Raw genomic sequence first — 26,445 nt, 5'->3', positions numbered from 1 at the left:
TATGGGACATACACCTTATGGATACAAGATAGAAAATGGTGCAGCTTTTATTGATGAGGAAAAAGCTAATAGGATACAAGCCTTTTTTAAGGAATATTTATCTGGACTATCCTTAAGTGCTGCAGCTAAGAAGTCGGGTATTAATGCTTACCATGGGACAGCAGGAAATATGCTAAGAAACAAAAAGTATCTAGGGGATGGATTTTATCCAGCCATAGTTGATAAAGAAACATTTAAACAGGCGGAAATTGAAAGGCAAAAAAGAGCCAGGAAGCTAGGCAGAGTATATGAAAGTAAAGAGCAAGAAAAGCCAGAGCAAGATTTTGATTTTACTATAGGTTCTATAGATGAAGATTATGAAGACCCTTTTGCTCAAGCTGAATATGTTTATGGCTTAATAAGAAGAAAGGAGCGTTCAAATGATACCTAATAGGAATGTAGTTATTATTCCAGCAATGAAGCGATCTGGTAATAACGGTAATAAAGATGAAATACCTAAACTAAGGGTAGCTGCATATTGCCGAGTTTCTACAGATAGCGAAGAACAGTCCAGCAGCTACGATGTGCAAATAGAGCACTATACTGAATTTATTAAAAAGAATAATGAATGGGCATTTGCAGGTATTTTTGCTGATGATGGTATAAGCGGGACAAACACTAAAAAACGAGAAGAATTTAATAAAATGATTGATGAGTGTATGGCAGGAAAAATTGACATGATCATTACAAAGTCAATCAGTAGGTTTGCCAGGAACACCCTAGACTGCTTACATTACATCAGAAAGCTTAAAGATAAAAATGTGGCAGTTTATTTTGAGAAAGAAAATATTAATACTCTGGATGCTAAAGGTGAAATAATGATAACTATAATGGCATCCTTGGCACAGCAAGAAAGTCAATCTTTAAGTCAGAATGTTAAACTGGGATACCAGTACAGATACCAGCAAGGACAAGTTATGGTAAACTGCTCTAGGTTCTTAGGCTACACAAAGGATGAGAATAAAAAGCTGGTTATTGTTCCAGAAGAAGCTGAAATTATTAAAAGGATTTATAGGGAATATCTTGAAGGTTCTTCTATGGATAAGATTAAAAAAGGACTAGAGGCCGATGGAGTGCTTACAGGTGCAGGAGGTAAAAGGTGGCATACCAGCTCTATTAGAAAAATTCTTAGTAATGAAAAATATATGGGGGATGCCCTTCTACAAAAAACCTATACCGTAGACTTTCTAACAAAGAAGAGGGTAAAAAACAACGGGATAGTTCCTCAATACTATGTTGAAAATAACCACGAAGCAATTATACCACGTGAAATATATATGCAAGTCCAAGAAGAACTTGTCCGCCGAAGCAGGGGTCATATAAGCTCAAGCGGTAAAAGAAGAAACTTTAGTTCAAGCCACGCCTTTTCACAGATTGTCTTTTGTGGGGAATGTGGTGAAATCTTTCGCAGGGTTCATTGGAACAATAGTGGAAAGAAATCAATTGTCTGGAGATGTGTGAGCAGGCTTGAGAGTACAGGCTTATCATGTAATGCCAGGACAGTGGGAGAAGATATCCTATATGAAAAGACTGTAGAGGCAATTAATATATTGCTAGGGCAGAAGAATGATTTTTTACCTCAACTAAAGAAGAACATAGAAACAGTAGTATTTGAAACCAGCAATGAAGCTGTAGAGGAGATAGATAAAAAGATGCTAGAGTTACAAAAAGAACTGCTTCAAAAAGCCAATGCCAAAGAAGATTATAATGATGTAGCTGGAAAGATTTATAAGCTCAGGGAAGAAAGGCACAGGGCTTTAACTGAACAGGCTGAAAGAAAGGGATCTAAACAAAAACTGGAGGAAATGGAGAAGTTCTTAAATGAGCAAGATGGCCTACTAGAAGAATATGATGAAAGGCTGGTAAGAATGCTGATTGAGAAAGTAACAGTTTTTGATGATAAGCTTACAGTAGAGTTTAAATCAGGTGCAGAAATAGAGGTATAAGAGAAGATTTACAGAGGCCGCCAACTGGGGATATATTCCTTGGAATGGCGGTTTTATTAATTATCAGATCTTAATATTGAATATATTAATTTTTTATGCTATAATATACGTTGATATAATTAAGAATTTAGGAGGAACCAAAACTATGACAGCTTCAATGCGTTTAAGATAAGCCAGCAATAAAAAGAGCAATTCTATCCACAGTGATAGGCTTTTTGTTGTGCTTATTTGTACGATATTGGAGTTGATTACGATAAGGAATAGCCTTTTTGCTATACCTTTATTTAGTGTATCCTCATATTGTATATATGCAGACCAAAGTCACATTGTGGGACTAGGTCTGCATTTTTTATTGCCTAAAATAGTTATAATTTGAACCGAATATTAAATTATAAGAATTATTCTGGAGAAATGTAGGAGAAGATAAAATGGAAAAATATAATTGGAAACAAAGGTTTTTTACTATATATGCAGGTCAGGCAGTTTCACTTATTACAAGTGCTATATTACAAATGGCGATTATCTTTTATATTACAGAAAAGACGGGATCTGCCATGGTACTATCAATAGCTTCACTTATTGGTTTTCTACCATATGCAGTCTTAGGACCTGCTATTGGTGTTTTAGTTGACCGTTATAATAGAAAGACGATTATGATAATAGCAGATTTAATTATTGCTATAGCAGGTGCGGTATTAGCATTTATTGCATTATATATGGAAATTCCGATATGGATGATTATGGTGGTGCTTTTTATACGAAGTGTTGGAGCAGCTTTTCATTCCCCAGCATTAAGTGCTGTAACACCACTTTTAGTACCAGAGGATCAGTTAACTAAATGTGCTGGTTACAGCCAATCATTACAATCTATAAGCTATATTATTAGCCCAGCTGCTGCAGCCTTTTTATATTCTATTTGGGAATTAAATGCGATTATAGCAATTGATGTATTTGGTGCCATAGTTGCTATTATTGCACTAGTATTGATAAAAATCCCTAAGCTTGATGTAGAAAAGCAAGAATTAGGCCTAAGTTTTATAAAAGAGATGAAAGATGGCTTTTATATTTTGAAAGAAAACAAAGGATTATTTGGCTTGTTACTAATAGGTACTTTATATATGCTGGTTTACATGCCAATCAATGCACTTTATCCATTAATTAGTATGGAATATTTTAATGGTACACCGATGCATATTTCTATTACGGAGATTGCTTATGCCTCTGGTATGTTGATAGGGGGTCTATTATTAGGGTTATTTGGGAATTACCAAAAGCGAATCTTATTAATAATGGCATCAATTTTTATGATGGGGATAAGCTTAACCATTTCAGGGTTACTTCCTCAAAGTGGATTTTTCATATTTGTAGTCTGCTGTGCAATAATGGGGCTTTCGGTTCCGTTTTACAGCGGTGTGCAAACAGCTCTTTTTCAGGAGAAAATTAAGCCTGAATATTTAGGACGTGTATTTTCTTTAACTGGAAGTATCATGTCTCTTGCTATGCCAATTGGGTTAATTCTTTCTGGATTCTTTGCTGATAGAATCGGTGTAAATCATTGGTTTTTACTATCAGGTATTTTAATTATTTGCATTGCAATAGTTTGCCCAATGATAACTGAGATTAGAAAATTAGATGCAAAATAAAATAAAGGGTGTGTTCGTATGATAGATAATATTATTCAATCAGTGACAGAAAAATTATCCTCTTTGCCTTATATAGAAGGCATCGTATTAGGGGGTTCCCGTGCAAGAGGTACCCATACAGAGGATTCTGATATAGATATAGGAATCTATTACAATTCAGAATCATTTGACCTGACAGCGATTAATCAAATTGCTACAGAATTGGATGATGAGAATAGAAATAACCTTGTTGTACCTCCCGGAGCGTGGGGTGATTGGATTAATGGTGGCGGATGGTTAGTTATAAACGGGTATCATGTTGACTTGATTTTACGTGATATAAAACGGGTGGAACAAATAATCAAAGATACGGAGCAAGGAAGTGTTACTGCCAATTATCAGACTGGGCATCCACATGGTTATATAAGTGCTATGTATCGTGGAGAATTGGCGATCAGCAAGATACAATATGCTAAAAATGAAAGCTTATGCGAATTAAAAAATCAGGCGGAAATTTACCCTGGTGCTCTAAAGAAGAGCTTGATAAACTTTTTTTTATTTGAAGCAGAGTTCTCTTTAATGTTTGTAAAAGCAAATGCGGGAACAGAGGATAAATATTATATTGCAGGCCATGTTTTTCGTATTATTTCATGCTTAAATCAAGTACTATTTTCATGCAATAATGCTTATTGCATTAACGAAAAGAAAGCTATAAAACTGCTTGAAACTTTTGAATATAAACCTAAAAAATATGCCGAAAGGGTAAATCATATTTTTGAAGTACTCGGTCTTTCACTTTTTGAATGCTACGATATGACCGAGAAGCTTTATAAAGAAGTGAAAAAAATTGCAACGGAGATAAATAACTTTTTAAACGAGGGGGAATTCAGATGAAAGAAAACAAATATGATGATAATATATTTTTTCAAAAATACAGTCAAATGAGTCGCTCACAGCAGGGACTAGCCGGTGCAGGAGAATGGGAAACATTGAGAAAGCTGCTGCCGGATTTTAAAGATAAGCGTGTGCTTGATTTAGGATGCGGCTATGGATGGCACTGTATTTATGCGATGGAACACGGAGCGTCTTCTGTTGTAGGTGTTGATATTTCTCATAAAATGCTCGAGGTAGCCAAAGAAAAAACACATTTTCCACAGGTTGAATATAAATGCTGTGCTATAGAAGATGTGGAATTCCCAGAGGAGAGTTTTGATGTAATATTAAGTTCACTTGCGTTTCACTATGTAGCAGATTATGAGATTTTAGTAAAAAAGATATATAGAATACTGAAGTCTGGTGGTAAGCTAGTTTTTACGGTTGAACATCCTGTTTTTACTGCCTATGGAACACAAGACTGGCATTATAACGAAAAAGGAGAAATACTGCATTTTCCGGTGGATAATTATTATTATGAGGGCAAACGGACAGCTGTGTTTTTGGGAGAAAAGGTTACAAAATATCATAGAACACTGACCACATATCTAAATACACTGCTTTCAAATGGTTTTATAATAAATCATATTGTGGAGCCGCAGCCGCCGGAAAACATGATGGATATTCCGGGGATGCAGGATGAAATGCGCCGTCCCATGATGCTGATTGTATCGGCGAACAAAAAAGTGGATAGATAGAACTAAAACACCTATAAGGTATAAATGGAGGTAATTTATGTTTAAAGAAAAAATTATTATAGAGATGAAAGAAGTATTCAAAGAAATTCCTTTTGGCATAGAGCATACTCTCAAAGTTTTGAAAAATGCAGAAGATATAATGAAAGGAGAAAATATCGGAGAGGAAGAAAAAGAATTCATCAGTATTATTGCTATACTACATGATATTGGTGCGGTTGAAGCACAAAAAAAATACGGTTCTATTGATGGTGTCTATCAAGAAAAGGAAGGACCAGAAGTAGCGAAAGAAATATTAAAAAAGGTAGGCTATAACAAAAATATTGATAGAATATGCTTTATAATAGGCAACCATCATACTCCATCTAAAATTGATGGACTTGATTTTCAAATACAATGGGAAGCTGATTTGCTTGAAAATTTAACGGTTATGGATAAAGAAAAAGAACAGGAAAAGATAAAAAAGTGTATAGATGAAAACTTTAAAACAAACACAGGAAAAAGGATAGCTTATAATCGCTTTATTTTAGATTAGTAGTAGATTATTACAGTTATGTATTTTATATCGCAAAGAAAAAATAGTAGTTAAGTTTAACCCTAGATAATAAGCAGCAAAGGAGTGCGATAAGATGATATCTAATAATACCTCCATGCCTACAACGGATGATGAGTTGCAAAAGAATACGGTTGGTTGTTAAGGATTCTGCTGATGAGTCATCCTACGTTCCAGTGTTGGAAGCGGCCGGATATGTGCTACAGATTCGAGAACCTGACTGGTTTGAGCATCGTTTGTTTAAAGGACCGGATACCGATATTAATCTGCATGTGTTCAGTTTGGACACATCAGAGATTGATAGAATGTTACGCTTCCGTGATTGGTTGCGGACTAATGATACTGATCGGGACAAATATGCACAAGTCAAACGAAGCTTGGCAAAGAATAAATGGAGGCATGTCCAGCACTATGCGAATGCTAAAACATCAATAGTACAGGAAATCATGAAAAGAGCGAATAGTAATAATGCTTAAGGAGAGTGTCATGTTTTCTTGGTTTGTTATAGGAGGTTATATCAATGAAAAATACAGTAGATAATTTGTCGAAAAGTAAAGTTATTTTAATGTGCGGCCCTGCGGGAGCAGGTAAATCAACACTAGCAAAAAAATTTGAAAGTACCGGGATGACAATACTATCTTATGATGAAGAATCATTCAAACGAGGTTTGAATGAACATCCTTTACCTCAGGAGGTTTTAGAAGATATTAAAACCTATCTTGATGAAAAACTAATTTCACTTATCATGCAAAACATTGATATTGTTCTCGATTATTCATTTTGGTCTAGAGAAATGAGAAATGAATATATTTCATTATTAAAGAAATACGACATAGAACCCAAAATCTATTATATAAAGACACCTAAGGAAGTTGTTATGGAACGTATTCGAAAAAGAAACGGAAATCATCAAAATGATATCATATTGACGGAGCAAACAGCTTCCACTTATTATGATCATTTTCAACCCCCAACTGATGAAGAAGGTGAAGTTATAGTAGTCGAGGGATATTAATATTGTGGTTTTAGGCATGGAAATTGTACTAGATGATAAGTTTTGTCAAATTTTTTGAAAGATATACTTCCAACAAGGGGATACCAGCTTCAGGTGATATCATTATTGTCATCTCAGAGCAGGGGGTAGTATTGATTCAGCCGGAAGAATAAGTGGCGATGCAATGAAGACGATGAATGCATTATTGAAATTACAGGAAAAAAACTTACTGAAATACGTTATGTTTATTCTTTTGACAACTCTACTCAATCATGATTATGCAATTAGACACGTTATTTTTTATCATGAATGGATATGTTCCCGTCTACCGATAGTGCTAAAAACGCAGTGGATATGTTTCCGAGAACGAACATACTCAAATGACATTCATTCTGTCCTCTCAAGCCATGTGGAGACAGTAGTTAGATTAATTAAGCAAAAGTAATACTTTGTTGGGTTAGCATATATAATAAATAATGGTTTTTCCGCTATTCTTACTCTATAAATTTTAGGATAGCGGAAGATTATTTTAGAGAAGAAAATGAATTATATCCGTTATTAGGATGAAGTGGATATAATTCATTTTCTTTTTCCAATATTTGCAGCCCTGTTTTTGTTTTAAAATGTGTTTTATCATTGCCAGAATGCCTATAAGTGCAATATTTTTTTTCTTACGCACAAAGCATATAAGCCTTCGGCGGAGTTGCTTTAATTTTATGTACATATCGTTTTACTGTATCATAGCTCCACCAAAGTTATAATCTCTTTGCAAATCTTGAAATATTCTTTTAGCTGTTAAATCCCCTATTAGTAGTATTTTAATTATATTAAACTACAAAGGACTTATATTTTTCTATATAGGTGAGAAATTTTCTTTCCCTTAAGTGGGTAATTTTATTTTACCACTAACAATCAGTGAGCTTGAATTATCGTATTTAACTTGTTGACTCTCACGTTACGTAATACTTTATAATAGCAACTGAAGGAGGTATATAAAAAAGATGAGTATGAAAGTAAAAGAGGTAGCTGATTTGGTTGGAGTTAGTGTTCGTACACTACATCATTATGATCAGATTGGATTATTAAAACCAAAAGAAACCACTGATTCCGGTTATCGGCTTTATTCTGAAGAAGATCTTGAAAAGTTACAGCAAATTTTATTTTTTAGAGAGCTTGATTTCTCCTTGAAGGAGATTAAAACGATTATAAATAGCCCTTCATTTAATCAACAGGAGGCGTTAATCTTACAACGGAAAATGTTAATCGAGAAACGAAATAGAGTGGATAAAATGATTGAAACCATTGATAAAACGATTAAACACATAATAGGAGAGATTCATATTACGCACGAAGAGAGGTTTGAGGGTATTAACTTTAGATTCAACCAGTATGAACAAGAGGCTCGCATGCGTTGGGGAAATCGATCTGTTGATAAGGTAAATGCGAAGTTAAAAGGCATGGCTAAAGATGAACAAGAAGATCTGTATCAAAATTGGGATATGATTTTCAATAAACTTGTACAACTACGCGCTTATTCTCCTAAATCGCAAGAAGTACAAAAAGCAATTAAAGAATGGTATGACTTTTTAAATGAGAATTTCGGTAATTATTCTCTTGATGCCTTTTATGGATTAGGTCAACTTTATATCAAAGATGAACGCTTTACACAAAACATTGATCAATATAGTGAAGGGTTGGCCAAGTTTATGAGTAGGGCAATGGAAATTTTTTCAGTAAATCAAAAGAAGAAAGGTGGTAGAGATGAAAATAATAATTGAAGATACAATCAAACAATATGAAAAACTATTTAGTATGGGAGAAGAGAGAGAAGACTTCTATCGATATTCAATGATGAAGCCCTTTAAAAAAATGTGGAATACTATTAATGTCCCATTAAAAGCAAATCAACCTAATGGATATGATGTAATAATGGCTACAAAAATGCTTGGTTACCTTGATATATTAAATAAGGAAACCGGAAAGATTGCGTTAGAAAATTTAAAAGAAATTCAAGCTCTTCAAACCGCCTATGAAACTTTGAAGAATTGTGTTGATTTTATTCAAAATAACAATCTGAAAATAAATGCCGATGAGTTAAAATTTGGAATGTATATAGCTGATCCCAAAAAACTCGAATTACAAAAAGGTTATTGTGGATTCGGTGGAATCCCAGGATTTATTCAGGTGTCTATTTACCCGAATTCCTATAATATCCCGAAAATCCCTGCTGTAATTGCACATGAATTTCATCATAATATACGTTTTTCATATTTTGACTGGGATCACGGGAACGTAACTGTTGGTGATTACTTAATTATAGAGGGGTTGGCAGAGTCTTTTGCAAAAGAACTATATGGTGAAGATTTTTTAGGACCTTGGGTTACTTCTTTTGACAAAGAGGATTTGGAATATTCAAAAGAGATAATAAAGGATTCACTAGATGTTAAAGGATTTGCTGAGGTTAGTAGTTATATGTTTGGTGACATTATTGCAAAAGAACAGGGTTATCAACCTGTTGGCTTATCATCATTTGCTGGTTATGCAGTGGGATATCAAGCGGTACAGTCATTTATGAAAGCCAATAATGTAGGAATAGGAGAAGCTACCTTACTTGATACAAAGGAAATACTATACAATTGTGAACTGTTTACAAGATAACCTATCTGTGACCGTTAATCAGGAGATAAATTCCTTGGTTGTGGTTTTTATTTTGTAATTGACTAAAGTTGCAAGAATGGTAGATGAAAATGGTGCAGCAATTATATTAAAGAATAATGTACCAAGATATGTTTTAATAGACTATAGTAAATTTCAGCAAGATACTATTGCAGATGATGCTACAGTAGAAGAAGCCGCAAATAATATTTTAAGTAAACATCTAAAAGCATTTGAGGAGTTGGCTAAATGAAACACCTAAGCAAGGAACAAATGATGTATCTGCATTCTATTAAATATTGATATTAGTTTAATATTTTGTCATAATGATTATTAAAAACAAGGATTACAAGAATTATATAAGACTATCGGGGTATTTATTGAATTTGATGCTACTAAGATATAATTTTAGATAGCCATTATTTATGCATCAATAGTTTTAGTATTATAAGTGGAGATTAGAGGTGTGGATATGGAAAGATATAATAACCCATTTGAATATCATGATACAGATTATTATGTGGCATGTGTAGGAGATAACGGAGGCACTGATAATTTTGGAATCAGGGAAGGGTATAAAAAATCTGTATATCTACTTATAAATGCAGTCAAACATGGGGAATCAGAAGATCATCTTATTTATCCAATAGTATATAATGCAAGGCATAGTATAGAATTAAGTTTAAAGATTATTATAGAAAATATACTTTGCATTTATAGATTAAAGAATATTAGATTTGATGAAATAGATAAGAAAAAAATATACACGCATGATATAGAAGTTTTGGATTCGATTATAACAAAGTATTATAAGGTAGATAATAGAATTGTTGAATTTTATGACAAAGTACTTTTGCACTTGAAAGATTACTTTTTCGATGTAAATGGTGATGCATTTAAGTATGAAGATGATCATAAAGGAAATTCTCATATGATAACACACAATATTACTTCAATTAGTATAGATATTTTAGAAGAAAAATTTGACAAACTAATGTCTATATTTGATTCTTTAATTTCTGAATTATTTTACCTATGTGAAGAATACAAAATAGGAACATTCACTAAAAATCTTTCAAGAGAAGATCTTAGAAAAATTGCTTTAATCCTTCCAAAACGGAACAAATGGTCAGAATCATATTTTACTGTTGCAAAATATGATATTAAAGCCGAATATATAATAGGGTCTAAGGAATTTACGGAGGCTTTGAATATTATTCAGAATCACAGAGAATTTTGTGTATTGATAGATATGGAAAAAGTGTTTGGTGATATTTCGGAAGATGAACTAAGAGAATATGCACGCTTAGTTATTTTGATGGGAAAGTACCATAAAGAGCATAGCTCATGGGAGGGATCATCAGAAAAAACAGCAAAAGAGTTCTTATGGGTGATTCAAGATAAAGCACAAAAGAGAAAAGAACTCGCTAAAAATATTTCTGATAGTACACTATCTTATCTAATGACGTTTCGTGAATATGGAAGAAACAGATGCTTTTCAGAAAGGCTAGATGACATTTTTTTATATATACAGAAACTTGACTTAAATAGAATGGACACTTTAAGTCAAGTGGCGAAATTGGATACTTGTAAACAAATTTTATCTGGAATGAAACAATGTGGGCAAGTAACATATCATAAAATCATTAAAGAAGAGTTTTATAAATTGGGAGAAGATATACTAATAAAGGAATAGCATATAAAATATAAGTTAGGGTGGAATGAATGGATTTATTCATCGTAGGAAATGGATTTGATAGAGCACATGGATTAGCAACATCGTACATTGACTTTAGAAGATATTTAGAAAAAGAGGATTGGAGCTACTTAGTTAGATTGGAGGAGCCATATGGATATGTTCCAGAAAGTAGACAAGATTTGGTAGAGAAACTTCTTTGGAGAGAATTTGAAAACAATCTCTCTGACATTAATGAAAGTGAAATTGTTGATGTAGCTACATCAATAGATATGGGACTAGAAGGTGGGGATGTTGGTATTGAGGATACTTTAAATGATTATTGGGAACAACAATATGGGTACATACAGGAATTAAATGATTATTTAAAAAGTTGGGTAGAACAGATTGATATTAATGTTAGAAAAAAGACTAAAAAAATAAATGAATTTGCAGATGATTTATTTCTTTCGTTCAACTATACATTACTTTTAGAAAAAATATATAAAATAGATAGTTGTCAGGTCCTACATATACATGGTTGTATGGATCAATCAGTAGGGTATCTACCTGTTATAGGACATGGAAATAAACAAAAAATAAAAAAAGCTAATGAACAGGCGCATGAGGCTTCAGAGAACTTTTGGGAAAAAGATAGTAGCATTTATAATGCAATGGCAAACTATTACATAAGAACTTTAAAAAATGTAGATTCGTATCTAAATTTTAATGTTGGATTTTTCAAACGCCTTAAGTCGGTAAAACAAATATTTATTATAGGACATTCTTTTGGAGATGTAGACTTACCATATTTTAGAGAAGTGTTAGAAAATATACCGAAAGATACTATATGGAATATTTACTACTATGATAGTGAGGAAGAAGCTTTATTTATAGATAAGGCTATTTCAGTGGGTGTAAAAGTCGAAAATATAAGAATGTTACCGTCAGCAAAGTTTTTTGATAAAGATTAATGCAGGTCTTAATAAAGGCAGACTATAAAAATATTATGAATACATTTAATAGATGAAGAGTAAGCGTCAAAAATTAAGTATCTAGAAAACACATCTTCTCATTGATAAACTTAAGTAAAAGATTATCAATAGGAGGTTTACTTATGTATAGAAAATTATATACTGATGCAAGGGAGGAATATTTAAATAAATTTAAATATATTAAAGATACAATAACGAAGTAAAAATTAATGTAGGCAATGCTAATATACTTATTCCCGTTAGCGGAGCTACAAGAGTATATTGCTTGGCTCACATAAGAAGATATTTTCATAATATAATAGTAGATTTAGATAAAGAAGCCCTAAAAAATTCTAGAGCAATAATAGGGTTTAATTATTGTGAGCAAATTTATAAGCTTGAAAAAGAGCTTAGAGAAACTCATTCAAATAAGGCACTTGATTATGCTAAAAAGAATTTACCAGGATTAAAAAATGTACTATTAGATGGTTCTTTAGAAGTTGATAATAATGCAGCTGAAAGAGCTATTAAGCCTTTTGTAATAGGCAGAAAAAACTTCCTTTTTGCAAATACTGCTAAAGGTGCAACTGCAAGTAGCAATATTTATAGTATTGTTGAAACTGCCAAGGCTAATAATTTGGTTGTAGAAAGGTACTTAGTATATCTGTTTGATAATCTATCAAGGATAGATATATCCGATAGCGAAAACTTAGAGAATCTTATGCCTTGGAGTAATAAGATTCCTGAAAATATGAAAATTAAAGATAAAAAATAAAATTAATCCTAGTAAAGCTTTCGATTGTCTTACTAGGATATTTTAATACTATTTCTGAAATTATTAAAGGTGCTAAAACTTTGACGCTTACATACATACTATAAAAAGTGCTCTTGTAAGCACTTTTTTATTTTACTTCATCCCCATTAGTATTCCCTAATTAACAGTATTAAATGAAAGATATTACCAGTATATGTTTGAATTTTCAGGCAATATTGAATTTATCAAGCAGATAATAGTGAATATATGGATAAGATAGAATATATAATAATTATTAAGCAAGAAGGGTGATTTTTTAATAGTAAGAGAAGTTTCATTAATATCTGTTACAAATTGATTCATTGATTAAAATTAATAATAATATTATCTCGTACAAAGATAAGTATTAAAGAAAATCTACTCATTCAAAAACCTATAGTACAACGAACCTCTTTCCTGTTTGCTATTTGTTAAATTATTTGCCGTAATTTTCTTACGATAAATTGAATACATTTCTTGATTTTAGGTTAAAATAATGTATAATTTAGTATGAAGATAATTAATAAACTAACATTTTAGAATTATGCACAAGACTAATATAATTTAGGGGTGATATTATGCTGAAAAAGTTTGAAGTAAAAGATTTCAAAAATTTTAAAAGAAATATAGAATTAGACTTTTCAGATGTACGAGACTATCATTTTAATGAAAATTGTATCAATGATGACTTACTGAATAAAATAATAATCTATGGAAAAAATTCAGTTGGAAAATCAAATTTGGGGCTAGCACTATTTGATATTACAACACATTTAGGAGACAAAAATGTTACACCAGGTGTGTATGATTATTATTTAAATGCAGATTCAGATTCCGATTTTGCTGAATTTCATTACATATTTAAATTAGCAGACGGAGAAGTGGATTACTTATATAGAAAAAATAATGAGCGAAAGCTATTATTTGAAAAAATTTCAATAAATAACGAACTTATAATGAGTTATGATTATAAATCAAAATCAGGAAATTTAGAAGGACTCATAAAATTAGTACCTTCATTAAATTTTGAATTTAGAGATGAGAGTATATCAATTTTAAGATATGTGGTTAATAATACTTTATCTGACAGTGTTAAACCACTTAAACAATTGGTGAGATTTGTGAGTAATATGTTGTGGTTTCGAAGTCTTGATGAAAATCGATATATCGGTTATAAAGAAGAAAGTACAGACTATATAAATTTTATATTTGAAGGAGATAATTTAAAAACTTTTCAAGAATTGATTCATACAGCAGGAGTTGATGAAGATTTAGTAGCTATAAACGATCCAGATGGTAAACAACGGTTATACTTTAATAAAAAAACACCTATTCCATTTTTCAAAGTAGCTTCCAATGGAACTAAAGCTTTATATACATTATATTATTGGTTAACAACCGCTACGGATGTATCATTTTTATTTATAGATGAATTTGATGCATACTATCATTTTGAACTTTCAGAAATGATAGTGCAGTTATTAGAAAAGCACAAGGAGTTTCAAACTATTTTAACTTCTCACAATACAAATCTTTTGACAAATAGGATTATGCGTCCAGATTGCTATTTTATACTAACACCAGATAAATTAACATCATTGGCTAATGCTACTAATAGAGAATTACGTGAAGGACATAATTTAGAGAAACTTTATATAAATGGTGAATTCAATGAGTAGATCTAACAAAAAGAAGATTTTGGTTTTGGTAGAAGGTGCTAAAACAGATGTATTGGTGATGAAAAAACTATTTAGTATCTATGAAATAGGTGCTAAATATGAAATAGTACCATATTATACTAATATATATACACTTTATCAAGAAATGTTTAGAGATGGAATTGATAGATTAAAAGATATGGATATTCTTCAGATTTTAAAGGCTAAAGAAAAAGATACTAACAAGAAGAAAATGTTTGACGAAAAATATACAGATATTTTATTAATTTTTGATTTAGATCCACAGGATCCAACGTTTACTCTTGAAAAAATTAAATTAATGCAAGATTATTTTTGTGAATCTTCCGATATGGGAAAACTGTATTTAAACTATCCAATGATTGAAGCATTCTATCACGTAAAATCTATACCTGATGATAATTATTTTGATAGAAAAGTTGAATTTAAAGAGCTTAAAGACAAAAAATATAAATCTCGTGTACAACAAGAAACTATTGGTAATGATTATCGTAAATTTGCAACAAGTAAAAATGACTTTAATATAATCATTTTACAAAATGCCATTAAGGCTTTATTTTTAACTACAGGTAAAGTTATTAAACCTGAAGATATATTAATAAATAATAATTCAATTGATTTAAGTTTAGTATTGAATAAACAGTTGTCATATCTAAAGAATGATGGATTTATATATGTTATTTGTACCTGTATTTTTTATATACTAGAATACAATCCAAAGCTTTTAATGTCTTAAATTATGAATACTTATTTTAGATTGTTTAAAAGGTATTTTTTATATTTGTGATCCCAGTTATTTACAAAAGCATATTTAAAGTGGTGTATTTGTAGAATATATGAAAATATAAGAGTTTAGTAAAGGAACAATTGAAAAATAAGGAGTTAGTAGAGCAACAAAATAATTAGATAAAAACAAGTTATATATAGACACTAGCATTAAAATTTAAACCTATCTTAAGTAGAAAGTAACTTCTATTCTAGATAGTATTTTTATTTTAAAAACTTTAAATGTGCAAAGTGAGTACATTATTTTGTAAGCGTCAAAAATTAAGTACCTAGAAAACACAACCTCTCATTGATAAACTTAAGTAAAAGATTATCAATGGGAGGTTTACTTATGTATAGAAAATTAGATAATGATGCCTGGGAGGAATATTTAAATAAATTTAACTCTGTTAAAGATACAATAACAGTGAAAGATTTCTGTGCTGAAAATAACCTTAATAAAAGTCAATTTTATTACCATAAAAAAAGAGTAGAAAAAATAGCTGAAAGTAAAGAAACTATTTTTCAAGCTATTTCTTTGAATAGTAAAGTTGATAATATTAAAGAAGATAAATCTGCATTAAAAGAAGTGAAAATTAATGTAGGCAATGCTAATATATTTATTCCTGTTAGCGAAGCTACTTTAATAACATCAATAATTAAGGAGTTAATTCTAAAATGTTAAATATAGATAAGGTAGAAAAAGTCTATCTTGCCTGCGGCTATACGGATTTAAGAAAAAGTATTGATGGGTTAGTTATGATAGTACAAAACCAATTTAAGTTAGACCCTTTTGATAAAGTGCTATTTGTTTTTTGTAACAAGAAAATGGATACAATTCCGTTAGCGTAGCTACAAGAGTATATTGCTTGGCTCACATAAGAAGATATTTTCATAATATAATAGTAGATTTAGATGAAGAAGCCCTAAAAAATTCTAGAGCAATAATAGGGTTTAATTATTGTGAGCAAATTTATAAACTTGAAAAAGAACTTAGAGAAACCCATTCAAATGATGAAAATTATTATGATATTAGATTTTAAATAAGATCTGAGAAACTAGCTCCAATTATAGATAACTTTATTGATTATGTTGAAATAGAAATAAAAGATGCTCTTCCAAGAAGTCCTTTAGGTAAGGCACTTGATTATGCTAAAAAGCATTTACCAGGATTAAAAAATGTATTATTAGATAGTTCTTTGGAAGTTAATAATAATGCTGCTGAAAGAGCTATTAAACCTTTTGTAATAGGAAGAAAAAACTTCCTTTTTGCAAATGCTGCTAAAGGTGCCACTTCTAGTGCTAATATTTATAGTATTGTTGAAACTGCCAAGGCTAATAATTTAGTTGTAGAAAGGTACTTGGTTTATCTATTTGATAATCTATCAAAGATAGATATAAAGGATAGCGAAAGTCTAGAGAATCTCATGCCTTGGTCTTATAAGATCACTGAAAATATTAAAATTAAAGAAATAAAATTAATCCTAGTAAAGCTTTTGTATTACCTTACTAGGATATTTTAATACTATTTTTAAAATTATTGAAAATGCTAAAACTTTGACACTTACATTTGAACTATTGTTACTAATGAATTAAAATAGAGGTATAATAAAAAGCTAGGAAAGTGAACTAATGAAGCCTACGAATTATTGGAAAAGATGCAGTTACATATGTTGTTTATTCAGGCAACATAAAAAATTCAGGGAATATTTTACAAACTGGAATAAATGAATTTAAAGTTAATACAATATCTATGGCCAGTAAAGATGGAGATAAAATATATAATGATATTGTAGAAAAAATAAAATCTGGAATAGAGATTACAAAACAAGATATAATATCTTTAACATTTACACCTATTATGGCTGGAAAGATAGGAATAGCTGATAAAATAATAAATGCTATACACGTAATAAAAGACATAAATAATGACTATAAGAATGATATAGAATCAATACTATATGCTTTTGCAAATAAATTTTTAAGCGGAAAAGATCTGGAAAAAGTAAAGGAGGAATTGAGAATGACTGAACTAGGTAAAAGTTTAATACAAGAAGGAATTGAAAAAGGTAAAGATGAAGGAAAAGCTGAGCTTTTGATTAAACAGCTAATGAAAAAGTTTAAAAAATTACCTAATGGATATAAGGAAAAAATAAAAGCACTTCCAAAAGAAACAATAGAGTTAATTGCAACAGATATATTTGAATTGAATTCAATAGAAGAGTTAGAACAATATTTCTAAAAAACAGTAAAAACATGAGAAATACCTAATATGTAAACAAAATAATTTATATAAACAATTTTTAAAGTATTCATATTATGATTTAAAAGAATTATTTAAAAAGGCGAAAACCAAAGAAGAACAAGACTTTTATATTGCTTTGTTAGATTTAATATTACAAAAAGAACAAGAAAAAGTAATAGGAAAAGGATAATGGCTACTTATACTATATTAAAAATGATATATCCTTTAATCAAGAGACTACTCTTTCAGGCAAAAGTATTGTTAGAAATATAAAAAAAGCAATAAAAAAAGATTTAGATAATGAAACGATAAAAGAATTAACTTTGAAACTAATGGTTTAGGAGTTCTAGATGAAGTTATAAGCTGTTTTATTACAGAAGAACTTAATGGAGATTATGAGTTAGAACTTGAATATTAAGCGAAGGGAAGAAAATCAAAATACTTAGAAGAGTGAAATATAATATTTAGGTATTTTTTTTATGCGTTGATACGGGAAGGATGAATATTATCTTTAGCTAGGCATAGGATATAAAGAAAATAAATTTAATGAAGAAATGGCCCAGCAAAAGCAGCAAGTAACAAGTGTAAAAGCTAAAGTTAGCAGGTTTTAATTATAAAAAAAAATTAGGCATTGATGTATATTTTGAAAAAGGAAATATACTTTAGATGCAAAAGGAGAGCTGGTAATTGTACCTAAAGAGGCAAAAATAATTAAAAGAATATATGAACAATATTTAGTTGGATATGGTACTAATAAAATATGTAGAAACCTTGAAAGAGATGGTATAAAAACACCAACGGGAAGTGCGGTATGCAGTTTAGAAAGAGAAGATGGGGGACTAAACCTAAGTATTATCAATACGTTTAGATATGCAAAGAAAGAGATGATAATGGCCCAAAAGCTTTCAGTATGCCAGCAGTTCATGAAGAAAAATTAAAGAAGGCTTTTGTAAGAGCAATAAATAAAGCGATAAGTGATAAAGAAGAATTTATTAAAAAGATTGTAAAGAACATTGAGAAAATTTGATAAAAATGATCTTATAAATGAAATATTAGATATAAAAGAGTTTTATGAAAGTACTGATTTTATTAAAGGTGCTAAATTTGCTTATAGGGTAAAATCAATACTAAAAAAGATAGATGTTTTAACGATTGGTTACATATATATCTGTATAAGTATGAAAAAATAATAATATAGGTATATTGTTAAGAGAGAAGTATGAAAATGAGGAGATAAAAAGTGAAGAGGAATTTAAGAAGGTATTAAAAAATGTGTTACTTAATAGCAAAGAAATTTGATAAAGAAGGAAGTTTAGTATTAGATGCAGAACAAGGACAGAGGTTAGCATCATTATCTAAGTATTTAACCCTAACAACACTTGAACGAGGGGTACAAATAGTAACTTTAAACAATTTGGATAGCTATAGAGAATATGCTCCATATATATTAATTAATGATGAGATTGAATTTATATCTAAAGTTATAAAAATGTAAAGGCTTTAAAGATAAATTTAGGAAAAGTTGAAAAAATAAAATAAATTTTATTGTATAATAAATGGGTAGATAAATCGTATAAAAAGGTTAATCTATCTTTGGGTATTTTTATATTTAATAAATTAAAAAGCATTTATTACAATACAGAACAAATTTTATAGTAAACGTTAGGGCGTGTAAAATTTTGGTTGAAATAATAAATAAACCTATAAATGATTTGTTTTATAATCTGGTGTCAGATAGTAGAAAAAATATAAGATTATGTGCACCTTATGTAAAACAGGATATAGTAAATAATATATATGTGAATAGAAGAAAGAATGTAAAAATAGATTGTATATCTAATTTTAGTATTCCTAATTTTTATAAAAGATCATCAGATATAGAGGCATTTAAAACTGTAATAGGATGGGAAGACAAAGTGTATAATTGTCAAATACTTCATGCTAAGCTTTATATTTTTGATGATAAATATTCAATTATAACTTCATCAAATTTAACACCATCAGGATTTAAAAAGAATCTTGAATATGGGGTTCTTATAAATGATACTTATTTAGTCAATAAAACTCTTACAGACTTTAAAACCATTTGTGATGATAAAAACACAGGAAAAATAAATTCTCAAAAGGTTATACATATTGAAAAGATACTAAAAAATCTTCCTATATATAAGGATATAGATTTTAAAAATTATAATAAACATACTGAGGTAGATGATATTTTAGATGTTGATATAGAACTAATAAAAAGAAGTTTAAATAGTTGGAAAAGAACTACATTTGAAGTTGTTGACATTATAGAAAAGAATGAATTTTCATTAGATGATATTTATGTTTGTGAAGAGATTTTTTCAAAAAGGTATCCTAACAACAATACAATAAAGGCTAGTATAAGAAGAAATTTACAAGAGTTAAGAGATTTAGGATTAATCAAATTTTTAGGAAATGGAAATTATAAAAAATTGTGGAGTAGTCAAAAGTAGAAATATAAAATAGGTATAATCATAGTGGTATAAAAATATCTTAATAGTCTATAATCATAAATATAAAAAAACAATTAGGCAGGTAAATCATATGTTAATCCCAGTAAAAATAAAAGACTCTATAGAAATTGAAGATATTGAAATAGAGAATACAAACTTTAAATCTTTAAATTTAAGAGAAGAACATATAGAAGAATTTTTAAGAAAGAACATAGAGGTTATATTTGAAGATGAAACTTTACTTGTAGTTGGGAAGCAAGTTGTAAATAAAGAAAACGGAAGAAGTGATTTAACAGCAGTAGATGAAAATGGTAACCTTGTACTGATTGAGATTAAAAGGGATGTTGAAGATATTAAACTAAGAAAAGAAGCTTTTGAATTTCAAGCTATAAGGTATGCTGCAAGTTATGCTAAAATTAAAACTTCAGACGATTTAGTTGATAAAATATTTGCATCATACATTGAAAAATATAAAGATGAATTTGAACTTGGAGAATTAACTACTTATGAAAAAGCATCAAGGATTTTAAATGACTTTCTTGAAAAGAATAATGCATTAAAAACTTTTAATTCTAAACAAAGAATAATACTTATAGCATCATCTTTTGATAAGCAAACATTATCAGCTGCAGCTTGGCTTATAGCTAATGATGTTGATATTAGTTGTTTTGAATTAAGTCCAATGAAAATAGAAAATAGCTGTTTTATAGATATTAATAGAATACTTCCTCCACCAGCTTTAGAAGATTTTTATGTTGAAGTAGAGGACAAAAAACGACATACATATAAAGTTAAAAGGGATACACCGATTAAAAGAACCACACTTCCAGGAATGGATAAGTTATTGGGGTGGGAAATTATTAAAGCTGGAGATGCTGTGGTAATTAAGAATAGAGATGATTCAGAAGCTACTGTTATTGATAATAAGTATGTTGATTTTAAAGGTGAAAAACTTACATTTAACAAGTGGGGACAGAAGGCTACTGGATGGTCTAGTATTAGAATTTATGATTGGGCTATGATTAAAGGAAATGACAAAACTTTGCATGAAATGAGGCAGGAGAAAATATTATCTCTTGAAAATGATACAGAGTAAAATAGTAATATATAAGAAGAACTAGCAGATGGTTTAATTTGAGTAACCTGCTAGTTTTTTTTAATTATCGGTAAATCTTTCATATTTCTTTCAAATGGATAAAATATCATTATTAGCTCGTAATTGAGGATGAAAAAAATAGATTATCTTCAGTTAATATTTTACAAAAATGACTAATTGTTATATAATGTTTTGGGAAACGATGAAATATAATTTTCATGTGGGCACTTGGATTATATGGAGTTAGTAGTGCAACCGACCTGATTTAAAAAATATTTTTTGATTAGGGGTGTTATTAATATGAAAAAATCAAAACAATTTAAGGCCTTAACTTCAGTAATCTTAGGTACATCAATAATGTTTGGTGGAACAGTTTCACCAGTTTTGGCTGCTAACAATGGTGCAGTAAATGATAATGTTACTATTCGCGCTTGGGATGGACAAGATGATTTAATTCAGAAAGATAAAATAATTTATGAAAAAGGGGATATTGTTATATATAATTGTAAATTGTATAAATGCAAGAGATTCCATTATGCTCAACCAGGTTGGAATCCTTGTGATGCGCCAATGTTTTGGAAACCCATGAATACAATACCAAATTGGAGTGTAGATGATAAATTAACTCAAGAGAATAAAGCACCTTATGAAAAAGGTGATTTAGTTATATATGATTCTAAATTGTATAAATGCAAGAGATTTCACTATGCTCAGTCAGGCTGGAATCCTTGTGATGCGCCAATGTTTTGGAAATTAGTTAAGTAACATAACTAAAATTCAAATGTGTGATAGCTCCCTCAGACTTATAGTATGAGGGAGCTATTATAGATAGTGTGTAAGGGTCAAAAATTAAGTACATAGAAAACACATCCTCCTATTGATAAAGCACTATTTGTTTTTTAACCAAGCAGAAAAGTTTAGTGATTCAAAGGTGGAAGAACCTACTTTAGAGGAAATTACATATAAAAGATAGCGGAAGTCTAGAGAACATCATGACTTGGTCTGATAAGATCCCTGAAAATATAAAACCAAAAGTGCAAGAAAAAAGCTTGAAAGAATGGTTAAAATCATGTATTATCAAATGGTTGGAGGATAAAAGTAACGAAGAAAATCAAGAGTTTCTTTTAAATTGTACAGAAACACATATAATTAAAAGTTAGTGATATCAATGCTTTAAAGCCCTCGATATATTTATCTACACTCGAGGGCTTTTGTATGTGGGAATATATAAATAGAACAAGGTGTTGTAGGTGATATATTCCAAAAGAAACGCGTAGAGTATATTTGTTTTTTAGAAGAAGAATATGTTAAAAAGCACAGTAAGAAGATTAATTAAAGGAGGATACATTATGAAAATTTCAAAGAAAGATGCGTTGAAGTGGTTTGAGTTTTTTGCCATATTACCAGAAGATGAGGAAGTTATGATAAAGCAACAAGAAATCATTTATGCTACCTTTGCACAAATTGAAGAAGCGATTGATCATAGAAATAATACGTTAATGTCGGAAATTAAAGGCTTGAAAACTTTGGAGAATAGAACTTTTTTTGTAGGAAATGAAAACAAATTTGCAAAAGGGTGTCGTTCTTGCCTGTTGGGAACTGGTTTAAGTGCAATTAGGAAAACAAACAAATGTAATATAGAGTGTAAGTTCTGTTATAACTATGGAGAACTAGATGATATTCCTCCAATTGGAGAAGGTATGTGGGAAATTGGAGGTACAAAATTTTATGAGAAGGATATAGATCTACTTCTTTCTATCCACAAGAAACCTACTGGTATTTCCTATGTTTATTTAGAGCCTTTTATGGAAATTGAAAAATACTATTCTATTATAAAGAAATTTAGAGATGCCAAAATTCATCAACATTTATATACAAATGGTATTTTAGCTACAGAAGAGACATTGAAAGCATTAGGTGAAGCCGGTCTTGATGAAATACGTTTTAACCTAGGTGCTTCTAATTGTTCAGACAAAGTTATTGAAAATATTGGGATAGCTAAAAAATACATTAAAAATGTAGGTATTGAAACTCCAATGACTCCTGAGTTTTTTGAAGCATTTTTTAAGAAAAAGCAAGTAATCTTAGATACAAAGCTTGATTTTATAAATTGTGCAGAATTACATTTAAATGAGAATAACATAGATAATTATTATGGGGAAAACATGTATATTTCTAGACATGGCTATATTTCTCCAATTTGGAGCAGGGAATTAACTCTGAAATTCATGAAAATAGCCCATGAAGAAAACTGGGATTTAGCAGTTCATGATTGCTCAAATCATACAAAGTTTGCTAGAGACTTGAATTTGAGTAGCAAAGAGGGTAAGTGGTTTGGAGCAAGTAATTATGCCTGTGAGTTTACTAGAATACCATATGAAGCATTCTTACCAATACTACGTGATGATAATTTTAAATTTTTAACTGAAGAAGAATTGCCAAAAGGCTATAAACCAGGAGAGTTGATTTTCTAGAAAGTTTTTAATATTAAATATTCAATTTAAAAGAGTCAATTGAAGTGAGGTTAAATTATTTTGATTGGCTCTTTTTGTTGCAAATAATTGTAAGCGTCAAAGTTTTAGCACCTTTAATAATTCCAAGAATAGTATTAAAATATCCTAGTAAGGCAAGAATATGCTTTACTAGGATTAATTTATTTTTTATCTTTAATTTTCATATTTTCAGGAATCTTATCATTCCAAGGCATAAGATTCTCTAAGCTTTCGCTATCGTATATATCTATCTTTGATAGATTATCAAATAGATAGACTAAGTACCTTTCTACAACTAAATTATTAGCCTTGGCAGTTTCAACAATACTATAAATATTGCTACTTGCAGTTGCACCCTTAGCAGTGTTAGCAAATAAGAAATTTTTTCTTCCTATAACGAAAGGCTTAATTGCTCTTTCCGCAGCATTATTATCAACTTCTAGAGAACCATCTAATAATACATTTTTTAATCCTGGTAAATGCTTTTTAGCATACTCAAGTGCCTTACCTAACGGACTTCTTGGAAGAGCATCTTTTATTTCTCTTTCAACATAATCAATAAAGTTATCTATAATTGGAGCTAGTTTCTCAGTTCTTATTTTAAATCTAATATCATAATAATTTTCATCATTTGAATAAGATTCTCTAAGTTCTTTTTCAAGTTTATAAATTTGCTCACAATAATTAAACCCTATTATTGCTCTAGAATTTTTTAGGGCTTCTTCATCTAAATCTACTATTATATTATGAAAATATCTTCTTATGTGAGCCAAGCAATATACTCTTGTAGCTCCGCTAACGGAATTGTATCCATTATATCCATCCGTTTGGAGAAAACCTTTAAAATCTCCTAAGAAATTTTTAGGGCAAGAGCTTGATCTAGTGCTTTGGTAATCATATAAGATCACAGGCTTAGAGTTAGTATTACTCATATATAACCACATGTACTTTTTAGATTTAGAATCTTTGCCATTATCATTAATTACTTTAAGAGTAGTTTCATCAGCATGAATGTAATTACGGCTAAGCAATTCTTTTTTCATATGGTTATATATCGGCTCTAAAGCATCTGCTGCAGACATAGTCCAATTGCATAGAGTTTGCCTTGAAAGAGTAGCTCCCATCATATCAAAGTAAGTTTCTTGCCTATATAGTGGCATTGCATGTTGATATTTAAGTATTAGAGTATGTGCAATTAACTCATTTGAGGCCATGCTATTATAAAAAATTGTTTTAGGGGCTTCTGGTGAAATTATTTTACTTTCACCAGTGGCTCTTTCGCATGTTTTACAAGCGTAGCTATAAATAACATGATCCTCAATTATTAATTTAGCAGGAATGTATTTAACAATCTCTTTTCTAGATTTAACTCCGATAGGAGTAAGCTTTTTACCACATTCTCTGCAGTTAAGATCCTCACCTTCTAATTTATGTTCAACAACAACTCTTTCCAAATTAGCTAAATTATCTTTCTTTCCAGTATAATTGCTTTTCTTAGCTCTTTTATATGTAATTTCCTCTAAAGTAGGTTCTTCTACCTTTGAATCACTATGTTTTTCAGCCTCGTTAAAAAAAGATAATTGATTAACATCTACTTGTTCACTGGATGCTCCAAATATCTTTCTATTTCTATTAGATATAACACCTTTTAAGAATTCTAATTCATTTTTAAGTTTTCTTATTTCTTCATCTTTTGAGCTTAATTCTTTATCTTTTTCATTAATTTCATTTTCCATTTTTTCAATTAATGCTTTTGTATTTTCATCAAGCTCATTAGTTAAAAATTCGTGACTCATAGTTACCCCTTTAGCTTTATTTGATATTTCTATTATACCACAAAACCCTTGAAATTACTATACTTCAAGGGTTCAAAGTTGATATTTTTTTAATAATAGTTACTTGCTTTTACAGGTTTAAATTTAGATTTTGTTCTTACTTCATAGCCTTTTAAAAGCCAACGTAATTCATCAATATTAATCTTTAATGCATCGGCAGCTGTCGCTGGCCATTTGAAGCGATTAGCTTCTAAACGGTGATAATATAGCCAAAAACCTTCGTCAAAGTGAAGAATTTTTAATTTATCCATTTTCTTGTTGCAAAAAACAAATAGTGCTTTATCAAAAGGATCTAACTTAAATTGGTTTTGCACTATCATAACTAAACCATCAATACTTTTTCTTAAATCCGTATAACCGCAGGCAAGATAGACTTTTTCTACCTTATCTATATTTAACATTTTAGAATTAACTCCTTAATTATTGCTGTTATTAAAGTAGCTTCGCTAACAGGAATAAGGATATTAGCATTGCCTACATTAATTTTTACTTCTTTTAATGTAGATTTATTTTCTTTAGTATTATCAACTTTACTATTCAAAGAAATAGGCTGAAAAACAGGTTCTTTACTTTCAATTGCCTTTTCTACTCTTTTTTTATGGTAATAAAATTGACTCTTATTAAGGTTATTCTCAGCACAGAAATCTTTCACTGTTATTGTATCTTTAACAGAGTTAAATTTATTTAAATATTCCTCCCAAGCATCATTATCTAATTTTTTATACATAAGTAAACCTCCCATTGATAATCTTTTACTTAAGTTTATCAATGAGAGGGTATGTTTTCTAGATACTTAATTTTTGACGCTTACAAATAATTGCATATATAGCAATATTAGATTAAATATAGCTAATAATAAGTATAATTTTTTTGTTCCTTTAATATTGAAGTACTATTGGTTGTACTATGTAAGGACGATAATAATATTATTTGTTAATTGATTTTTCTATTTTTTG

The 26,445-nt window shown here is 29.9% G+C and carries 30 protein-coding genes, 3 pseudogenes and 1 riboswitch; of the genes and pseudogenes, 30 read left to right on the top strand and 3 right to left on the bottom strand.

Features of this window, described 5'->3' with window-relative positions:
• The first annotated feature begins 1 nt into the window (after position 1).
• The 30 genes and pseudogenes from CKV72_RS08065 (at position 2) to CKV72_RS07930 (ending at position 23,636) form a co-directional block, all read left to right on the top strand.
• Positions 2-430 carry a serine integrase family protein gene (locus CKV72_RS08065; protein WP_095177985.1) on the top strand — a complete coding sequence of 143 codons (429 nt, stop codon included), beginning with the start codon at positions 2-4 and terminating at the stop codon, positions 428-430.
• Positions 420-1,985 (top strand): recombinase family protein, encoded by a 1,566-nt coding sequence (locus tag CKV72_RS08060; RefSeq protein ID WP_095177984.1) that lies wholly within the window; start codon positions 420-422, stop codon positions 1,983-1,985. The genes CKV72_RS08065 and CKV72_RS08060 overlap by 11 nt, the downstream gene beginning before the upstream one ends.
• Positions 1,986-2,413: 428 nt before the next feature.
• Entirely contained in the window at positions 2,414-3,628 is a 1,215-nt protein-coding gene (gene mef(A), locus CKV72_RS08055; protein WP_095177983.1) for a macrolide efflux MFS transporter Mef(A), read from the top strand.
• Between the two features lie 18 nt (positions 3,629-3,646).
• The gene (locus tag CKV72_RS08050) at positions 3,647-4,501 is read left to right on the top strand and encodes a nucleotidyltransferase domain-containing protein (RefSeq protein ID WP_095177982.1); all 855 of its coding nucleotides are present in this window, start codon (positions 3,647-3,649) and stop codon (positions 4,499-4,501) included.
• Positions 4,498-5,238, top strand: coding sequence for a class I SAM-dependent methyltransferase (locus CKV72_RS08045; protein WP_008766909.1), 741 nt, complete (start codon positions 4,498-4,500; stop codon positions 5,236-5,238). Before CKV72_RS08050 ends, CKV72_RS08045 begins: the two co-directional genes overlap by 4 nt.
• 37 nt (positions 5,239-5,275) lie before the next feature.
• Positions 5,276-5,770 (top strand): HD domain-containing protein, encoded by a 495-nt coding sequence (locus tag CKV72_RS08040; RefSeq protein ID WP_008981870.1) that lies wholly within the window; start codon positions 5,276-5,278, stop codon positions 5,768-5,770.
• 128 nt (positions 5,771-5,898) lie between these two features.
• Positions 5,899-6,264: a GrpB family protein gene (locus CKV72_RS08035; protein ID WP_338031746.1), complete on the top strand. Its 366-nt coding sequence runs from the start codon at positions 5,899-5,901 to the stop codon at positions 6,262-6,264.
• Positions 6,265-6,308: 44 nt separating this feature from the next.
• Positions 6,309-6,803 (top strand): P-loop nucleotide/nucleoside kinase family protein, encoded by a 495-nt coding sequence (locus CKV72_RS08030; RefSeq protein WP_002337568.1) that lies wholly within the window; start codon positions 6,309-6,311, stop codon positions 6,801-6,803.
• 980 nt (positions 6,804-7,783) lie between these two features.
• On the top strand, positions 7,784-8,560 hold the full coding sequence (locus CKV72_RS08025) for a MerR family transcriptional regulator (RefSeq protein WP_095177981.1): 777 nt from the start codon (positions 7,784-7,786) through the stop codon (positions 8,558-8,560).
• Positions 8,544-9,440 carry a DUF2268 domain-containing putative Zn-dependent protease gene (locus CKV72_RS08020; RefSeq protein WP_095177980.1) on the top strand — a complete coding sequence of 299 codons (897 nt, stop codon included), beginning with the start codon at positions 8,544-8,546 and terminating at the stop codon, positions 9,438-9,440. Before CKV72_RS08025 ends, CKV72_RS08020 begins: the two co-directional genes overlap by 17 nt.
• Before the next feature lie 58 nt (positions 9,441-9,498).
• Positions 9,499-9,690, top strand: coding sequence for a type II toxin-antitoxin system prevent-host-death family antitoxin (locus CKV72_RS08015; protein ID WP_095177979.1), 192 nt, complete (start codon positions 9,499-9,501; stop codon positions 9,688-9,690).
• A gap of 219 nt (positions 9,691-9,909) precedes the next feature.
• Complete coding sequence (locus CKV72_RS08010; protein ID WP_157726561.1) at positions 9,910-11,133, top strand: hypothetical protein; 1,224 nt, start codon at positions 9,910-9,912, stop codon at positions 11,131-11,133.
• A gap of 29 nt (positions 11,134-11,162) precedes the next feature.
• Positions 11,163-12,086 (top strand): bacteriophage abortive infection AbiH family protein, encoded by a 924-nt coding sequence (locus tag CKV72_RS08005; protein ID WP_095177977.1) that lies wholly within the window; start codon positions 11,163-11,165, stop codon positions 12,084-12,086.
• A gap of 286 nt (positions 12,087-12,372) precedes the next feature.
• Positions 12,373-12,861, top strand: coding sequence for an IS66 family transposase (locus CKV72_RS08000; RefSeq protein WP_095177976.1), 489 nt, complete (start codon positions 12,373-12,375; stop codon positions 12,859-12,861).
• 596 nt (positions 12,862-13,457) lie between these two features.
• On the top strand, positions 13,458-14,558 hold the full coding sequence (locus CKV72_RS07995; RefSeq protein ID WP_095177975.1) for an AAA family ATPase: 1,101 nt from the start codon (positions 13,458-13,460) through the stop codon (positions 14,556-14,558).
• Positions 14,551-15,312 carry a hypothetical protein gene (locus CKV72_RS07990; protein ID WP_095177974.1) on the top strand — a complete coding sequence of 254 codons (762 nt, stop codon included), beginning with the start codon at positions 14,551-14,553 and terminating at the stop codon, positions 15,310-15,312. Before CKV72_RS07995 ends, CKV72_RS07990 begins: the two co-directional genes overlap by 8 nt.
• A 381-nt stretch (positions 15,313-15,693) precedes the next feature.
• The gene (gene tnpA, locus CKV72_RS07985) at positions 15,694-16,026 is read left to right on the top strand and encodes an IS66 family insertion sequence element accessory protein TnpA (protein ID WP_095177973.1); all 333 of its coding nucleotides are present in this window, start codon (positions 15,694-15,696) and stop codon (positions 16,024-16,026) included.
• Positions 16,020-16,193, top strand: coding sequence for an IS66 family insertion sequence element accessory protein TnpB (tnpB, locus tag CKV72_RS07980; protein WP_095177972.1), 174 nt, complete (start codon positions 16,020-16,022; stop codon positions 16,191-16,193). Before tnpA (CKV72_RS07985) ends, tnpB (CKV72_RS07980) begins: the two co-directional genes overlap by 7 nt.
• Before the next feature lie 17 nt (positions 16,194-16,210).
• Positions 16,211-16,576: pseudogene (locus CKV72_RS12465) on the top strand (IS66 family transposase); the annotation flags it as partial.
• Between the two features lie 126 nt (positions 16,577-16,702).
• Positions 16,703-16,864, top strand: a complete 162-nt coding sequence (locus tag CKV72_RS12460) for a hypothetical protein (RefSeq protein ID WP_242955760.1) — start codon at positions 16,703-16,705, stop codon at positions 16,862-16,864.
• 128 nt (positions 16,865-16,992) lie between these two features.
• Positions 16,993-17,583, top strand: a pseudogene (locus CKV72_RS07965) (DUF4351 domain-containing protein); the annotation flags it as partial.
• A gap of 203 nt (positions 17,584-17,786) precedes the next feature.
• Positions 17,787-17,876: pseudogene (locus CKV72_RS12455) on the top strand (ATPase); the annotation flags it as partial.
• A 390-nt stretch (positions 17,877-18,266) separates the two neighbouring features.
• Positions 18,267-18,524, top strand: coding sequence for a recombinase family protein (locus CKV72_RS12605; protein WP_095178385.1), 258 nt, complete (start codon positions 18,267-18,269; stop codon positions 18,522-18,524).
• Between the two features lie 75 nt (positions 18,525-18,599).
• Positions 18,600-18,776: a hypothetical protein gene (locus CKV72_RS12155; RefSeq protein ID WP_157726560.1), complete on the top strand. Its 177-nt coding sequence runs from the start codon at positions 18,600-18,602 to the stop codon at positions 18,774-18,776.
• 80 nt (positions 18,777-18,856) lie between these two features.
• Positions 18,857-19,081, top strand: a complete 225-nt coding sequence (locus CKV72_RS07950; protein WP_095177968.1) for a DUF6718 family protein — start codon at positions 18,857-18,859, stop codon at positions 19,079-19,081.
• Between the two features lie 184 nt (positions 19,082-19,265).
• Positions 19,266-20,066 carry a phospholipase D-like domain-containing protein gene (locus CKV72_RS07945; protein ID WP_095177967.1) on the top strand — a complete coding sequence of 267 codons (801 nt, stop codon included), beginning with the start codon at positions 19,266-19,268 and terminating at the stop codon, positions 20,064-20,066.
• Between the two features lie 91 nt (positions 20,067-20,157).
• Positions 20,158-21,162 carry a PDDEXK family nuclease gene (locus tag CKV72_RS07940; RefSeq protein ID WP_095177966.1) on the top strand — a complete coding sequence of 335 codons (1,005 nt, stop codon included), beginning with the start codon at positions 20,158-20,160 and terminating at the stop codon, positions 21,160-21,162.
• 186 nt (positions 21,163-21,348) lie between these two features.
• Positions 21,349-21,432: riboswitch (cyclic di-GMP riboswitch) on the top strand.
• Positions 21,433-21,462: 30 nt separating this feature from the next.
• Positions 21,463-21,927: a carbohydrate-binding protein gene (locus tag CKV72_RS07935; protein ID WP_095177965.1), complete on the top strand. Its 465-nt coding sequence runs from the start codon at positions 21,463-21,465 to the stop codon at positions 21,925-21,927.
• A gap of 227 nt (positions 21,928-22,154) precedes the next feature.
• Entirely contained in the window at positions 22,155-22,322 is a 168-nt protein-coding gene (locus CKV72_RS12150) for a hypothetical protein (RefSeq protein WP_157726559.1), read from the top strand.
• 189 nt (positions 22,323-22,511) lie between these two features.
• The gene (locus tag CKV72_RS07930; protein WP_095177964.1) at positions 22,512-23,636 is read left to right on the top strand and encodes a radical SAM protein; all 1,125 of its coding nucleotides are present in this window, start codon (positions 22,512-22,514) and stop codon (positions 23,634-23,636) included.
• A gap of 179 nt (positions 23,637-23,815) precedes the next feature.
• Here the strand turns inward: CKV72_RS07930 and tnpC are convergent, their stop codons facing one another.
• The 3 genes from tnpC to tnpA (CKV72_RS07915) form a co-directional block, all read right to left on the bottom strand.
• Positions 23,816-25,390, bottom strand: coding sequence for an IS66 family transposase (tnpC, locus tag CKV72_RS07925; protein ID WP_478280065.1), 1,575 nt, complete (start codon positions 25,388-25,390; stop codon positions 23,816-23,818).
• A 149-nt stretch (positions 25,391-25,539) separates the two neighbouring features.
• Positions 25,540-25,890, bottom strand: a complete 351-nt coding sequence (gene tnpB, locus CKV72_RS07920) for an IS66 family insertion sequence element accessory protein TnpB (protein ID WP_095177365.1) — start codon at positions 25,888-25,890, stop codon at positions 25,540-25,542.
• Positions 25,884-26,216, bottom strand: a complete 333-nt coding sequence (gene tnpA / locus CKV72_RS07915) for an IS66 family insertion sequence element accessory protein TnpA (RefSeq protein ID WP_095177364.1) — start codon at positions 26,214-26,216, stop codon at positions 25,884-25,886. The genes tnpB (CKV72_RS07920) and tnpA (CKV72_RS07915) overlap by 7 nt, the downstream gene beginning before the upstream one ends.
• Between the last annotated feature and the right edge of the window lie 229 nt (positions 26,217-26,445).

It is taken from the genome of Clostridium cochlearium (assembly GCF_900187165.1).
Lineage (GTDB): Bacteria > Bacillota > Clostridia > Clostridiales > Clostridiaceae > Clostridium_G > Clostridium_G cochlearium.
Note: the sequence above shows the minus strand (reverse complement) of the source record. Positions and strands in the feature narration are given on the sequence as shown.

Bases quoted from the DNA above. Each gene is read 5' to 3' on its own strand.
- CKV72_RS07935 (WP_095177965.1), top strand. From the start codon at position 21,463: ATGAAAAAATCAAAACAATTTAAGGCCTTAACTTCAGTAATCTTAGGT.
- CKV72_RS08035 (WP_338031746.1), top strand. From the start codon at position 5,899: ATGATGAGTTGCAAAAGAATACGGTTGGTTGTTAAGGATTCTGCTGAT.
- CKV72_RS08050 (WP_095177982.1), top strand. From the start codon at position 3,647: ATGATAGATAATATTATTCAATCAGTGACAGAAAAATTATCCTCTTTG.
- tnpC (WP_478280065.1), bottom strand. From the start codon at position 25,390: ATGGAAAATGAAATTAATGAAAAAGATAAAGAATTAAGCTCAAAAGAT.
- CKV72_RS12150 (WP_157726559.1), top strand. From the start codon at position 22,155: ATGACTTGGTCTGATAAGATCCCTGAAAATATAAAACCAAAAGTGCAA.
- CKV72_RS08045 (WP_008766909.1), top strand. From the start codon at position 4,498: ATGAAAGAAAACAAATATGATGATAATATATTTTTTCAAAAATACAGT.
- CKV72_RS08005 (WP_095177977.1), top strand. From the start codon at position 11,163: ATGGATTTATTCATCGTAGGAAATGGATTTGATAGAGCACATGGATTA.
- CKV72_RS07940 (WP_095177966.1), top strand. From the start codon at position 20,158: ATGTTAATCCCAGTAAAAATAAAAGACTCTATAGAAATTGAAGATATT.
- CKV72_RS07930 (WP_095177964.1), top strand. From the start codon at position 22,512: ATGAAAATTTCAAAGAAAGATGCGTTGAAGTGGTTTGAGTTTTTTGCC.
- CKV72_RS08010 (WP_157726561.1), top strand. From the start codon at position 9,910: ATGGAAAGATATAATAACCCATTTGAATATCATGATACAGATTATTAT.
- CKV72_RS08025 (WP_095177981.1), top strand. From the start codon at position 7,784: ATGAGTATGAAAGTAAAAGAGGTAGCTGATTTGGTTGGAGTTAGTGTT.
- CKV72_RS08030 (WP_002337568.1), top strand. From the start codon at position 6,309: ATGAAAAATACAGTAGATAATTTGTCGAAAAGTAAAGTTATTTTAATG.
- CKV72_RS07990 (WP_095177974.1), top strand. From the start codon at position 14,551: ATGAGTAGATCTAACAAAAAGAAGATTTTGGTTTTGGTAGAAGGTGCT.
- CKV72_RS08065 (WP_095177985.1), top strand. From the start codon at position 2: ATGGGACATACACCTTATGGATACAAGATAGAAAATGGTGCAGCTTTT.
- tnpA (WP_095177364.1), bottom strand. From the start codon at position 26,216: ATGTATAAAAAATTAGATAATGATGCTTGGGAGGAATATTTAAATAAA.
- tnpB (WP_095177365.1), bottom strand. From the start codon at position 25,890: ATGTTAAATATAGATAAGGTAGAAAAAGTCTATCTTGCCTGCGGTTAT.
- CKV72_RS08020 (WP_095177980.1), top strand. From the start codon at position 8,544: ATGAAAATAATAATTGAAGATACAATCAAACAATATGAAAAACTATTT.
- tnpA (WP_095177973.1), top strand. From the start codon at position 15,694: ATGTATAGAAAATTAGATAATGATGCCTGGGAGGAATATTTAAATAAA.
- CKV72_RS07995 (WP_095177975.1), top strand. From the start codon at position 13,458: ATGCTGAAAAAGTTTGAAGTAAAAGATTTCAAAAATTTTAAAAGAAAT.
- CKV72_RS08060 (WP_095177984.1), top strand. From the start codon at position 420: ATGATACCTAATAGGAATGTAGTTATTATTCCAGCAATGAAGCGATCT.
- tnpB (WP_095177972.1), top strand. From the start codon at position 16,020: ATGTTAAATATAGATAAGGTAGAAAAAGTCTATCTTGCCTGCGGCTAT.
- CKV72_RS08040 (WP_008981870.1), top strand. From the start codon at position 5,276: ATGTTTAAAGAAAAAATTATTATAGAGATGAAAGAAGTATTCAAAGAA.
- CKV72_RS07950 (WP_095177968.1), top strand. From the start codon at position 18,857: ATGTGTTACTTAATAGCAAAGAAATTTGATAAAGAAGGAAGTTTAGTA.